General features: G+C 68.3%; 10 protein-coding genes. 3 read left to right on the top strand and 7 right to left on the bottom strand.

The genetic code is table 11. From position 1 onward, the window contains the following. Nucleotides 1-103: 103 nt before the first annotated feature. Nucleotides 104-1,549: a CCA tRNA nucleotidyltransferase gene (locus WN71_RS03570; RefSeq protein ID WP_046583689.1), complete on the top strand. Its 1,446-nt coding sequence runs from the start codon at nt 104-106 to the stop codon at nt 1,547-1,549. A gap of 134 nt (nt 1,550-1,683) precedes the next feature. Here the strand turns inward: WN71_RS03570 and WN71_RS03565 are convergent, their stop codons facing one another. The 4 genes from WN71_RS03565 to WN71_RS03550 form a co-directional block, all read right to left on the bottom strand. After that, on the bottom strand, nt 1,684-2,187 hold the full coding sequence (locus WN71_RS03565; RefSeq protein WP_046583690.1) for an LppU/SCO3897 family protein: 504 nt from the start codon (nt 2,185-2,187) through the stop codon (nt 1,684-1,686). Between the two features lie 100 nt (nt 2,188-2,287). Then, the gene (locus tag WN71_RS03560) at nt 2,288-3,565 is read right to left on the bottom strand and encodes an MFS transporter (protein WP_046583691.1); all 1,278 of its coding nucleotides are present in this window, start codon (nt 3,563-3,565) and stop codon (nt 2,288-2,290) included. 82 nt (nt 3,566-3,647) lie between these two features. Further along, complete coding sequence (locus WN71_RS03555; protein WP_046583692.1) at nt 3,648-4,730, bottom strand: inositol-3-phosphate synthase; 1,083 nt, start codon at nt 4,728-4,730, stop codon at nt 3,648-3,650. 44 nt (nt 4,731-4,774) lie between these two features. Beyond that, nucleotides 4,775-5,458, bottom strand: coding sequence for a PadR family transcriptional regulator (locus WN71_RS03550; RefSeq protein ID WP_046583693.1), 684 nt, complete (start codon nt 5,456-5,458; stop codon nt 4,775-4,777). Nucleotides 5,459-6,190: 732 nt separating this feature from the next. Here WN71_RS03550 and WN71_RS03545 point away from each other — a divergent pair. After that, nucleotides 6,191-8,458, top strand: coding sequence for a transglycosylase domain-containing protein (locus WN71_RS03545; RefSeq protein WP_046583694.1), 2,268 nt, complete (start codon nt 6,191-6,193; stop codon nt 8,456-8,458). Nucleotides 8,459-8,583: 125 nt separating this feature from the next. Continuing rightward, nucleotides 8,584-10,098 (top strand): glycosyltransferase family 87 protein, encoded by a 1,515-nt coding sequence (locus tag WN71_RS03540; RefSeq protein WP_046583695.1) that lies wholly within the window; start codon nt 8,584-8,586, stop codon nt 10,096-10,098. 123 nt (nt 10,099-10,221) lie between these two features. On the opposite strand, the gene WN71_RS03535 is transcribed toward WN71_RS03540, so the two are convergent. From WN71_RS03535 to WN71_RS03525, 3 genes are all read right to left on the bottom strand, one after another. Continuing rightward, nucleotides 10,222-11,253 carry an alanine racemase gene (locus tag WN71_RS03535; RefSeq protein ID WP_046583696.1) on the bottom strand — a complete coding sequence of 344 codons (1,032 nt, stop codon included), beginning with the start codon at nt 11,251-11,253 and terminating at the stop codon, nt 10,222-10,224. 60 nt (nt 11,254-11,313) lie between these two features. Next, nucleotides 11,314-12,435, bottom strand: a complete 1,122-nt coding sequence (gene femX / locus WN71_RS03530) for a peptidoglycan bridge formation glycyltransferase FemX (RefSeq protein ID WP_046583697.1) — start codon at nt 12,433-12,435, stop codon at nt 11,314-11,316. A 150-nt stretch (nt 12,436-12,585) separates the two neighbouring features. After that, the gene (locus WN71_RS03525) at nt 12,586-12,885 is read right to left on the bottom strand and encodes a hypothetical protein (RefSeq protein ID WP_046583698.1); all 300 of its coding nucleotides are present in this window, start codon (nt 12,883-12,885) and stop codon (nt 12,586-12,588) included. Nucleotides 12,886-12,893 lie beyond the last annotated feature (8 nt).

Here is a 12,893-nt window from a genome sequence, read left to right as displayed (position 1 = left end):
GGGTGAAAGTCACAGGAACTCGCCTTGCCCGGATATACGGCGGTCTACCCGCGTGGGTATTGCAGAAGCAGTGAGCGGCCCGGGGCACGTACCCTCTTCTGTTGTGCCGAACGCCAACGAAGACACCCCCACCACCGCCCCGAGTCAGGAGCGGCAGCGCACCGTGAGCGAGCGGCTACAGGTCGCTCCGGTCGCCGACGACCTCGCCCACCGCTTCCAGCAGGCCGGGTTCTCGCTCGCCCTGGTCGGCGGTTCGGTCCGGGACGCGCTGCTCGGCCGGCTCGGCAACGACCTGGACTTCACGACCGACGCCCGTCCCGAGGACGTACTGAAGATCGTGCGGCCGTGGGCGGACGCCCTGTGGGAGGTGGGGATCGCCTTCGGCACGGTGGGTGCGCAGAAGGACGGCTACCAGATCGAGGTCACGACCTATCGGTCGGAGGCCTACGACCGGACCTCACGCAAGCCTGAGGTGTCGTACGGCGACTCCATCGAGGAGGACCTCGTCCGCCGGGACTTCACCGTGAACGCGATGGCGCTGGCTCTCCCGCAGAAGGAGTTCGTCGATCCGCACGACGGACTCGGCGATCTCGCCGCCCGCGTGCTGCGCACCCCCGGGACCCCCGAGGACTCCTTCTCGGACGACCCGCTGCGCATGATGCGGGCCGCCCGCTTCGCCGCCCAGCTCGACTTCGAGGTCGCCCCCGAGGTCGTCACGGCGATGAAGGAGATGTCCGACCGCATCGAGATCGTGTCGGCCGAGCGGGTCCGGGACGAGCTGAACAAGCTGATCCTCTCCGAGCACCCGCGCAAGGGCCTGAGCCTGCTCGTCGACACCGGCCTCGCCGACCGGGTCCTGCCCGAGCTGCCGGCGCTCCGGCTGGAGAGCGACGAGCACCACCGGCACAAGGACGTCTACGACCACTCGCTGATCGTTCTGGAGCAGGCCATCGCGCTGGAGCAGGACGGCCCCGATCTCACCCTCCGGCTGGCCGCCCTGCTGCACGACATCGGCAAGCCGCGCACCCGCCGCTTCGAGGGGGACGGCCGGGTCTCGTTCCACCACCACGAGATGGTCGGCGCGAAGATGACCAAGAAGCGGATGACGGCGCTCAAGTACTCCAACGAGCTCGTGAAGGACGTCTCACGCCTGGTCGAACTCCACCTCCGCTTCCACGGCTACGGCACCGGGGAATGGACGGACTCGGCGGTCCGCCGCTATGTCCGTGACGGCGGCCCGCTCCTCGACCGCCTCCACAAGCTGACCCGCTCCGACTGCACCACGCGCAACAAGCGCAAGGCCGCGGCCCTCTCCCGGGCGTACGACGGCCTGGAGGAGCGGATCGCCGAGCTTCAGGCGCAGGAGGAGCTGGACGCGATCCGCCCGGACCTCGACGGCAACCAGATCATGCAGATCCTGGACGTCCGCCCCGGACCGGTCGTCGGCAAGGCGTACTCGCACATGATGGAGCTGCGCCTGGAACACGGCCCCATGGGCTACGACGCTGCGGTGACCGCCCTCAAGGAGTGGTGGGCCGAGCAGAACTGAGGTCGAGGCCGGGTGGTCGGGTCCCATGTTTCACGTGAAACAGGACCGCGTCCGGACCGAGGCTGGGGCGGACATGTAGAAGGGGCGATGTTTCACGTGAAACATCGCCCCTCTTGCTTGCCTGGTGCCGGTGACTACTTGGTCTCCTTCAGGCACAGCACCACGTCGTGGCCGTTGCCGGACTGGACGTAGTAGATCGTCGAGTCCGTGACCGCCTTGCACTTGTCCTCGTCGCTCGAGTCATCGAACTTCTGGAGAACCTTGTACTGGGCGTCGCTCGACGAGCAGTCGACCTCGTTGAGGTCGGGGCTGGAGTAGGTGCCGTCGTTGTGCATGCAGGAGCCGACAGAGGTCTTCTCCGCGTCGTCGCGGTCGAAGAACCAGCTGATGCCGAAGAAGGCGCCGAACTTCAGAAGGGCGACGACAAGCACGACAGCGATCGAGCCTATGACCCGCAGCGCCTTCTTTCCGCCCTTGCGGGGCGGCACGGGCGCCGGCGGCAGCGGGGCGCCCTGCTGCTGCGGGAACGGCGCGTACGGCTGCTGCGGCGGGTACGGCTGGCCGGGCTGCTGCCCCGCGGGCGGCGGAGGCGTCTGGGCGTATGGATTCTGGCCCTGCGGAGGCGGCGGAACGGTCACGGGGGTCCCCCAAGGAATGTGGATGCGCTGTGCGCGAGATAAGACCCACGTAAGGTATCCGGCCGGTCTGACATGCCACCGACCAAGGGGGGTGTCTGTGTCACTGATGTGACACTCGGCCGCGCTCAAAACGGGCCATAGTCGCCGCAACCACGCTGTACACAAGAGCGACGGCGACCACCAGCACGACCGATCTCCCGTCCGGCGGCAGCATCAGGGCGGCCACCGCGGCGGCGCCCACGAACGCCACGTTGAACAGCACGTCGTAGACGGAGAAGATCCGGCCCCGGAAGGCGTCGTCGACCGTGGACTGCACGATCGTGTCGGTCGCGATCTTCGCGCCCTGCGTGGTGACGCCGAGGACGAACGCCGCGGCGAGGAGCGGCACCGTGGCGAAGGACAGGCCGAGGGCGGGTGCCAGGACGGCCGCCGATCCGGCGCAGACGGCGATCCAGCGGCCCGGCCCGAGGCGCTCGACGGCCCAGGGGGTGATCACCGCGGCGGCGAAGAATCCGGCCGCGGAGACACCCAGGACGAGTCCGAGCAGCCGGAGCCCGTCGTCCGTGGTCGAGGTCAGCGTGTAGCGGCACAGCATCAGCAGCATGACGAGCAGGGCGCCGTAGCAGAAGCGCATCAGCGTCATCGCGAGGAGCGCCCAGGCGGCCGCGCGTCGGCCGGGCGCCGCGAGATGCCGTACGCCCGCGGCGAGATCGCGGCTGGTGCCCGCGAGTGCCTCGCGCAGCCGGGGCTGGACCATCGCGCGGTCCGGCCCGAGCAGTTCCGGCGCCAGGGAGAGCGACGCGAACGCTCCGCACAGGTAGAGGGCGGCCGCGAGCAGCACCACCGCGGCGTCGGTGTCCGCGACCGCCAGCCGGACGACGAAGGCGAGTCCGCCGCCCACGGAGGCGGCCAGCGTGCCGGCCGTCGGGGAGAGGGAGTTGGCCGTCACCAGGCGCTCGCTGTCCACCACCCGGGGCAGCGCGGCGGACAGGCCGGCCAGGACGAAGCGGTTGACCGCGGTGACGCAGAGGGCGGAGAGGTAGAACAGCCAGTCGGGCGCCGGGCTGAGCATCAGCAGGGCCGTCGCCACCGACAGCACGGAGCGCAGCAGATTGCCGTACAGAAAGACCTGGCGCCGCCGCCAGCGGTCGAGGAGGACACCGGCGAACGGGCCCACCAGCGAGTAGGGCAGCAGCAGGACCGCCATGGCCGAGGCGATCGCCGCGGGGGAGGTCTGCTTCTCCGGTGAGAACACCACGTAGGCCGCCAGCGCGACCTGGTAGACCCCATCGGCGCCCTGGGAGAGCAGCCGTACGGCGAGCAGCCGCCGGAAGTTCCGAAGGCGGAGCAGGACCCGCAGGTCGCGCGCGACGGACATGGGGCACAGCCTCACATATGGGAAGGGTCCCCGGGCAGATACCCGGGGACCCTTTCAGCCCTGGCAGGAGCGTTCGCGGTGCTTAGCGCTCGACTTCGCCCTTGATGAACTTCTCGACGTTGGCGAAGGCCTCGTCGTCGAAGTACTGGACCGGCGGGGACTTCATGAAGTAGCTGGAGGCCGACAGGATCGGGCCGCCGATGCCGCGGTCCTTGGCGATCTTCGCGGCGCGCAGCGCGTCGATGATCACACCCGCGGAGTTCGGGGAGTCCCAGACCTCGAGCTTGTACTCCAGGTTCAGCGGGACGTCACCGAAGGCGCGGCCCTCGAGGCGGACGTACGCCCACTTGCGGTCGTCGAGCCAGGCGACGTAGTCGGACGGGCCGATGTGGACGTTCTTCTCGCCGAGGTCCCGGTCGGGGATCTGGGAGGTGACGGCCTGCGTCTTGGAGATCTTCTTCGACTCGAGGCGGTCACGCTCGAGCATGTTCTTGAAGTCCATGTTGCCGCCGACGTTGAGCTGCATGGTGCGCTCGAGACGGACACCGCGGTCCTCGAACAGCTTCGCCATCACGCGGTGCGTGATGGTGGCGCCGACCTGCGACTTGATGTCGTCACCGACGATCGGCACGCCGGCCTCGGTGAACTTGTCCGCCCACTCCTTGGTGCCGGCGATGAAGACCGGGAGGGCGTTGACGAAGGCGACCTTGGCGTCGATGGCGCACTGGGCGTAGAACTTCGCCGCGTCCTCGGAGCCCACGGGCAGGTAGCAGACGAGAACGTCGACCTGCTGGTCCTTGAGGACCTGGACCACGTCGACCGGGGCCTCGGCGGACTCCTCGATGGTCAGGCGGTAGTACTTACCGAGACCGTCCAGGGTGTGACCACGCTGGACCGTGACGCCCTTGTTCGGGACGTCGCAGATCTTGATGGTGTTGTTCTCGCTGGCACCGATGGCGTCGGAGAGGTCGAGGCCGACCTTCTTCGCGTCGACGTCGAACGCGGCGACGAACTCGACGTCACCGACGTGGTAGTCGCCGAACTGCACGTGCATCAGGCCGGGGACCTTGGTCGCCGGGTCGGCGTCCTTGTAGTACTCGACGCCCTGAACCAGCGAGGCGGCGCAGTTGCCCACGCCGACGATGGCTACGCGAACCGAACCCATTCCGGTTGCTCCCTGTGTGTACGGGTGACGCCCTGAATGGGCCATCACGTGGCGGTTTCGCCGGGCGCATCCGTCCTGGGGGCGTCCCCGGGCCGGGGCAGGACGCCCGTCGATCCATTGGATGTGTCCTGCTGAGCGGACCCCCCGGAAGCAGGACCTTTCAGGTCCCGCCCGGCCCGCTCGCTCTCGATGAGCTCGTTCAGCCAGCGCACTTCGCGCTCCACGGACTCCATTCCGTGGCGCTGGAGCTCAAGCGTGTAGTCGTCGAGTCGTTCCCGGGTCCGCGTCAGCGAGGCGCGCATCTTCTCCAGGCGCTCCTCCAGCCGACTGCGGCGGCCCTCGAGCACCCGCATCCGCACATCGCGCGAGGTCTGCCCGAAGAAGGCGAAGCGCGCGGCGAAGTGCTCGTCCTCGTACGCGTCCGGGCCCGTCTGGGACAGGAGCTGCTCGAAGTGTTCCTTACCGTCCGCCGTCAGCCGGTAGACGATCTTGGCGCGGCGGCCGGCCAGTGGAGCGGCGAGGGCGTCCTCGGGGCCGCTGTGCGACTCCTCGATCAACCAGCCGTTGGCGACCAGCGTCTTCAGGCAGGGGTACAGCGTCCCGTAGCTGAACGCGCGGAACACGCCCAGTGACGTGTTGAGGCGCTTGCGCAGCTCGTAGCCGTGCATCGGGGACTCGCGGAGGAGACCGAGTACGGCGAACTCGAGGATGCCGGAACGCCGGCTCATGGTCGCCTCCTCTCGGTCTCGGAACCGCTTATCTCGCGCTGATGTATCGACTCGATACATCAGCACGATAGAACGACCTTGCGGATGCGACAAGAGGGGGGAGGGTGAACGGGATCACATCACTGATTCGTCGGCGGCAAAGTGCCTGATTTGGGGTGAAGTTCGGGGCTAGGCAGGTTTTGACGGCGCGTAGCCTGTGCGGCATGCATACCGCCGGGAACCGAGTGACGCCTGGGGACGTCCTCGGCCTCGGTGCAGTACGGGTGAATGAGAGACCGACCACATCCGTACTTCGGGGGGACCGGAAACCAGCCGCCGTTTCCAGGCGCGCAAGGGTGCGCCTGCCCGAGGAGTAATCGTTCGATGAGCGAGCACCGTCGCAAACCGCCGCCGCCGCAGGGAGGCGGACGTGCCGCGGCCCGACGCGGCCAGTCCGGCTCGTCCTCCGGCCGCCGCGCGGATCCGCGTGGCGCCACCGGATCTCCTTCCGATTCCTATGGGCCGAGTGCCCATGAAGACGACGAGCGTCCGTACGCCGGCCGGGCCGAGGCCCGGCGCGCGGCTCAGAGAAGCACAGGGAACCGCCGCAGAGCGGCGGACAACGGCCGCCGTGGACCCGGTGGTCCCGGTGGCCCGAACGGCCCGGGACGCGGAGGTAACGGCGGTCAGGGCCCCGGCAAGAAGCGGATCATCGACTACCCGCGCTTCGACAAGTACGGGTGGCGTCGATGGGTGCCGTCGTGGAAGCTCGTCTCCGGACTGAGCATCTTCTTCTTCGGCAGCCTCGTGGCGATGGTCGGCGTCGCGTACGCGATGGTCGGCATCCCCAGCGAGAACGACGCCGCCAAGTCGCAGAACAACGTCTACTACTGGTCCAACGGTGAACAGATGGTGGCGACCGGCACCGGTGTGAACCGGCAGAACGTCACCATCGACCAGATCCCGAAGTCCATGCAGTACGCGGTCATCTCGGCCGAGAACAAGAGCTTCTACCAGGACTCCGGTGTCGACCCCACGGGTATCGCCCGAGCCCTGGTCAACATGGCGCGCGGTGGTGAGACGCAGGGTGGTTCGACGATCACCCAGCAGTTCGTCAAGAACACCTACCTGAGCCAGGACCAGACGATCTCGCGCAAGTTCAAGGAGATGTTCATCTCCATCAAGGTGGGCACGAAGCTCTCCAAGTCGCAGATCCTCCAGGGCTACCTGAACACCTCGTACTACGGCCGTGGCGCCTACGGCATCCAGGCCGCCGCCCGGACCTACTACGGCGTGGACGCGGTGAAGCTGACGGACAGCCAGTGCGCCTTCCTCGCGGCTCTGCTCAAGGGTCCGACGTACTACGACCCCGCGGGCAACGAGAGCCTCGACAGCACGGCCACGCCCAAGGCCAACCGTGAGCGCTCCGAGGAACGCTGGAGCTGGATCCTCGAGGAGATGCACAAGGACGGGCACCTCACCGACGCCAAGTACCAGACGGCGATCAAGAAGTACCCGATGCCCGACGGCCGCAAGGCGACCAAGGGCATGACCGGCCAGATCAGCTACCTGGCGGACACGGCCAAGAAGTACGTCCTGGCCCACTCCGACATCACCGAGGCCCAGTTCGACCAGGGCGGCTACCAGATCCGTACGACCTTCGTGAAGAAGGACGTCAACGCTCTGAGCGCCGCCGTCAAGAAGATCCAGAAGGCGCGCCTCGACCCGAAGAAGCGCGACCTCGACAAGAACGTGCAGTTCGGTGCCGCGTCGGTGGTGCCCAACGACGGAGCGATCGTCGCCCTCTACGGCGGTGACGGCTACGAGAACGGCCACTTCACGAACAACGCCGACACCTCCGGTGTCCCCGTCGGCTCGACGTGGAAGCCGTTCGTGCTGGCGGCCGCCATGGAGTACGGCACGGCCAAGACCAGTCCCGATGGCTTGTCGCCGCTGGCCAAGTACAACGGCAACGACAACCTCAAGGTCAAGAACGCCGACGGCTCGTACTACCTGAACAAGGACCAGTCGATCTTCCGGCAGCGCAACGAGAGCGACCACGCCTGGGGTTACATCACGCTGCGCAAGGCGATGGAGCAGTCCATCAACACGCCCTTCGTGCAGCTGGGCATGGACGTGGGGATGACCAAGGTGCGGGACGTCGCCAAGGCGTCGGGCATCCTGGACGCGAGCTTCTCCACGCTGAACCCGTCCTTCGCGATCGGCACCTCGACCCCGAGTGCGATCCGTATGGCCGACGCCTACTCGACGTTCGCCGCGTCGGGCAAGCACACGGACCCGTACTCGGTGACCTCGGTCAACCACGACGGTCAGCCGGTGCCCAGCTTCACCAAGCCCGCGAAGGCCACGCAGGCGATGCCGGAGAACGTGGCGAACAACGTCACCGACACCCTCGAGAACGTCATCAAGAACGGTACGGGTAAGAACGCCCTGGCCCTGGGCCGTACGGCGGCCGGCAAGACCGGTACCACCGACAGCAACAAGTCGGCCTGGTTCGTCGGCTACACCCAGCAGCTGTCGACCTCGGTCGCGATGTTCCGCGAGGACCCCAAGGACCACAAGCTGCTCTCCATGAACGGCACCGCGGGCGTCGAGTCCATCCACGGTGGTGACATCCCGACGTCGATCTGGACCGAGTACATGAAGGTCGCTCTGGACGGCAAGTCGGACAGCGGCTTCCCCGACGCCGAGAAGATCGGTGTCGTCGATGACGAGTCCGGCGCCCCGTCGCCGACCCCGACCGTCAGCGCCACGCCGAGCGAGACGGCCACGGAGTCGCCGAGTGCCACGCCCAGCGAGACGTACGAGTCGCCGACACCCACCGCGACGGACACCTGCAACGCGTTCAACTCGTGGAAGTGCGACTCGACGGACGGAGGTACCGACGGAGGAACCACCGACGGCGGTACGTCCTCTTCACCGAGCGCCACGGAGTCGACCGGCACCACCACCAGAGGCAACGGCAACGGCGGCCTCGTGACCGGTGGCGGGAACAATTAGCGCCACCCGGACCCCTTAGCCGGTTTTCGCCCGCTGCGGGTGTTTCACGTGAAACACGGGCCGCCGCACCGACCAGGTGCGGCGGCCCTCGGCGTATTCCCAGACACGTACGGCAGGATGTGCCCATGCCCAGTGCAGAATCGACGCCAGCGAGCGTTCACGAGGCCGAGGCCGAGGCCGAGACGGTACGGCCCACGCGGGAGGACGAGATCGCCGCGCGCGGCAGCGAGCTGATCGGTGGACCGATCGGACGGCGTGCGCTGCTCGGCACGACCTGGTGGACCCCCGTGCGGGTCGTCGTGCTCGTGGCGATCGGCATGTTCGCCCTCGGTCTGATCCAGAAGGCGCCCTGCTACGACAGCGGCTGGTTCTTCGGCGCCAGCACGCAGTACACGCACGCCTGCTACTCGGACATCCCGCACCTCTACCAGGGCCGCGGATTCGCCGACGGGCTGGTGCCGTACTTCGACAAGCTGCCCGGCGACATGGACTACCTCGAGTACCCGGTGCTCACCGGTGTGTTCATGGAGGTGGCCGCCTGGCTCACGCCGGGCAGTGGCACCCTCCAGCACCAGGAGCAGTGGTACTGGATGGTCAACGCGGGGATGCTGATGGCCTGCGCGGCCGTCATCGCCGTATGCGTCTCGCGTACGCACGCCCGGCGCCCCTGGGACGGTCTGCTGGTCGCTCTGGCGCCCGCCTTCGTGCTCACCGCCACGATCAACTGGGACCTGCTGGCGGTCGCTCTGACGGCCGCGGCGATGCTGATGTGGGCCCGCGGTCGCTCCCTGGCCTTCGGTGTCCTCCTGGGCCTCGCCACGGCCGCCAAGCTCTATCCCGTCTTCCTGCTGGGCCCGCTGTTCCTGCTGTGCTGGCGTGCCGGCAAGTGGCGGGACTTCGGGAAGGCCGTCGGGGGCGCCGTCGTCGCCTGGCTCGTGGTGAACCTGCCCGTGATGCTGTTCGCCTTCGACGGGTGGTCGAAGTTCTACCGCTTCAGCCAGGAGCGGGGCGTGGACTTCGGCTCCTTCTGGCTCATCTGGGCCCAGAACTCGACCACGCCGCCGACCACCGACTTCGTCAACACCGCCGCCACCGTGCTGGTGCTGCTCTGCTTCGTCGGTATCGGGGTGCTCGCGCTGACCGCCCCGCGCCGCCCCCGCTTCGCCCAGCTCGCCTTCCTGGTCGTGGCCGCCTTCATCCTCACCAACAAGGTGTACTCGCCGCAGTACGTGCTCTGGCTGGTCCCCCTGGCGGTGCTGGCCCGGCCCAAGTGGCGCGACTTCCTCGTCTGGCAGGTCTGCGAGGTGGCGTACTACCTGGGCATCTGGATGTACCTCGCGTACACGACGAGCGGGGACGCCCACAAGGGACTGCCCACGCACGGCTACCACTGGGCGATCGCCGTGCACCTGCTGGGCACGCTCTACCTGTGCGCCGTGGTCGTACGGGACATCCTGATGCCGGAGCGGGACGTGGTGCGCCTGGCCGGCGACGACGACCCCTCGGGAGGCGTGCTCGACGGCGCGGAGGACGTCTTCGTCCTGGGTGGTGCCGCCCGGCCCCCGCGGCATGCCGCTCCGCTCGGCGGATCCACCGTGGACTGGGGCAAGGAGCAGCCGGGCGACGGTAGTTCGCTCTGAGCGAACACGAACGGAAGCGGCCGTGCCGGCGGGGTCACGAGAGTCCGCCGGCACGGCCGCGGGCCAAGCGAAAGGGCCGTACACGGCGATCCGTGTACGGCCCTTCGCGTTGCTGTTGGACCGTCAGCGGTCCACGATCCGGTCGAACTGCGTGGTGGTGTGACGCAGATGGGCCACCAGCTCCTCGCCCACCTGGGGCTCGGGCGCGTCCGAGGGCACGAAGAGGATCGAGACCTGCATGTGCGGCGGCTCCGCGAACCAGCGCTGCTTGCCACCCCAGACGAACGGGGAGAGGTTGCGGTTCACCGTCGCGAGACCGGCCCGGGCGACACCCTTGGCGCGCGGCATGACGCCGTGCAGCGCCTTCGGGGCCTCCAGGCCCACGCCGTGCGAGGTACCGCCGGCCACGACCACCAGGAAGCCGTCCGAGGCCGCCTTCTGCTGGCGGTAGCCGAAGCGGTCGCCCTTGGCCACGCGCGTGACGTCCAGGACGGCGCCCCGGTACTCGGTGGCGTCGTGGTCACCCAGCCACAGCCGCGTGCCGATGCGGGCGCGGAAGTGGGTCTGCGGGAACTGCTGCTGCAGCCGGTGGAGCTCCTCGGCCTTGAGGTGGCTGACGAACATCGTGTGCAGCGGCAGCCGGGCGGCGCGCAGCCGGTCCATCCAGCCGATGACCTCCTCGACGGCGTCCGAGCCGTCGGTGCGGTCCAGCGGCAGATGGATCGCGAAGCCCTCCAGGCGCACGTTCTCGATGGCGGAGTGCAGCTGCGCCAGCTCCTGCTCGCTGACGCCGTGCCGCTTCATCGAGGACATGACCTCGATGACCACACGGGCGCCCACGAGGCCGTACACGCCGTCGACGGAGGAGACCGACCGGATGACCCGGTCGGGCAGCGGGACGGGCTCCTCGCCGCGTCGGTACGGCGTCAGCACCAGCAGATCGCCGCCGAACCAGTCCTTGATCCGCGCGGCCTCGTACGTCGTGCCGACAGCGAGCACGTCCGAGCCGAGGCGGGTGGCCTCCTCGGCCAGCCGCTCGTGGCCGAAGCCGTAGCCGTTGCCCTTGCAGACCGGGACGAGGCCCGGGAACTGCTCCTGCACGTGCTTGTGGTGCGCCCGCCAGCGCGCGGTGTCGACGTAGAGCGTGAGCGCCATGGCCGGACCCGGAACCTTTCTGGTTGCAGCGGTGTAGGGGGTGAAGGTGTGGTGGCGCGGTCAGCGACGCGACATGTAGATGTCGAGCGCCTTGTGGAGCAGCTTGTTGAGCGGGAAGTCCCACTCGCCGAGGTACTCGGCGGCCTGTCCGCCGGTGCCCACCTTGAACTGGATCAGACCGAAGAGGTGATCGGTCTCGTCCAGCGAGTCGGAGATGCCACGCAGGTCGTAGACGGTGGCGCCGAGCGCGTAGGCGTCGCGCAGCATCCGCCACTGCATGGCGTTGGACGGCCGCACCTCGCGGCCGATGTTGTCGGAGGCGCCGTAGGAGTACCAGACGTGCCCGCCGACGATCAGCATGGTCGCCGCGGAGAGGTTCACGCCGTTGTGGCGCGCGAAGTACAGCCGCATGCGGTTGGGGTCCTCGGTGTTGAGGGCCGTCCACATGCGCTGGAAGTACGACAGCGGGCGCGGCCGGAAGTGGTCGCGCACGGCCGTGATCTCGTACAGCCGCTGCCACTCCTCCAGGTCGTGGTAGCCGCCCTGGACGACCTCCACGCCCGCCTTCTCGGCCTTCTTGATGTTGCGGCGCCACAGCTGGTTGAAGTCCCGGTGGACCTCCTCCAGGGAACGATTCGCCAGCGGCACCTGGAAGACGTAGCGCGGCTGGACGTCGCCGAAGCCGGCGCCGCCGTCCTCGCCCTGCTGCCAGCCCATGCGGCGCAGCTTGTCGGCCACCTCGAAGGCGCGCGGCTCGATGAAGTCGGCCTCGATGTCGCGCAGCCGCTTCACGTCCGGGTCCTGGATGCCCTGCTTGATGGAGGGCGCGTCCCAGCGCCGGATGATCACCGGGGGACCCATCTTCACCGAGAAAGCGCCCTGCTGCTTGAGGTGCGCGAGCATCGGCTGGAGCCACTCGTCGAGGTTCGGCGCGTACCAGTTGATGACCGGGCCCTCGGGCAGGTACGCGAGGTAGCGCTTGAGCTTCGGCAGCTGGCGGTAGAGGACCATGCCCGCACCGACCAGCTCGCCGGTGCGGTCGTCGAACCACCCGAGGTTCTCGGAGCGCCACTCAGCCTTGACGTCGGCCCATGCGGGGACCTGCATGTGGCTGGCCGACGGCAGACTCTGGATGTATGCCAGATGCTGCTCGCGGCTGATCGTCCTCAGGGTCAGGCTCATTCGGGAGGCTCCTCGGGCTGGTGTGTCCCCATGGGTTCAGGGGCTCCGGCTCTCGCGCGAAGCCTACTGCGCCTCGCCCGCGACCCGACCGTGCGTACGGGAGGAACGCCCCGGCCAGGCCGCGGTCGGGGCGTTCCGTGGTGGTTTCTGTCAGAAGAGCCCGCCGTTGGCCATGCCGAGGAAGAAGCCCACGCCGGAGGCACCGAGACCCAGGATCAGGCCGAAGCGCTCCCGCGTGGTCTCCGAGATCCACTGGCCGTAGGCGCCGGTGAGGATGCCCACCAGGCCGGCCCAGGAGGCGAGCAGATGCAGGTTGTCGAAGAACCCGGTGACGAAGGCCACCACACCCAGCACCAGGGTCACGGCCATCAGCGTGTCCTGGACGGGATGGGCCTTGCCATCGGTGGCGAAGAGGGATCCGGCGGTGTTCGGTCGCAATGCCTGTGCCATGGGGCACC

Source organism: Streptomyces mangrovisoli, assembly GCF_000974985.2.
Classification (GTDB): Bacteria; Actinomycetota; Actinomycetes; order Streptomycetales; family Streptomycetaceae; genus Streptomyces; species Streptomyces mangrovisoli.
This window is presented reverse-complemented; position numbering and strand designations above follow the sequence as displayed.

Bases quoted from the DNA above. Each gene is read 5' to 3' on its own strand.
- WN71_RS03560 (WP_046583691.1), bottom strand. From the start codon at position 3,565: ATGTCCGTCGCGCGCGACCTGCGGGTCCTGCTCCGCCTTCGGAACTTC.
- WN71_RS03555 (WP_046583692.1), bottom strand. From the start codon at position 4,730: ATGGGTTCGGTTCGCGTAGCCATCGTCGGCGTGGGCAACTGCGCCGCC.
- WN71_RS03550 (WP_046583693.1), bottom strand. From the start codon at position 5,458: ATGAGCCGGCGTTCCGGCATCCTCGAGTTCGCCGTACTCGGTCTCCTC.
- WN71_RS03540 (WP_046583695.1), top strand. From the start codon at position 8,584: ATGCCCAGTGCAGAATCGACGCCAGCGAGCGTTCACGAGGCCGAGGCC.
- WN71_RS03535 (WP_046583696.1), bottom strand. From the start codon at position 11,253: ATGGCGCTCACGCTCTACGTCGACACCGCGCGCTGGCGGGCGCACCAC.
- femX (WP_046583697.1), bottom strand. From the start codon at position 12,435: ATGAGCCTGACCCTGAGGACGATCAGCCGCGAGCAGCATCTGGCATAC.
- WN71_RS03525 (WP_046583698.1), bottom strand. From the start codon at position 12,885: ATGGCACAGGCATTGCGACCGAACACCGCCGGATCCCTCTTCGCCACC.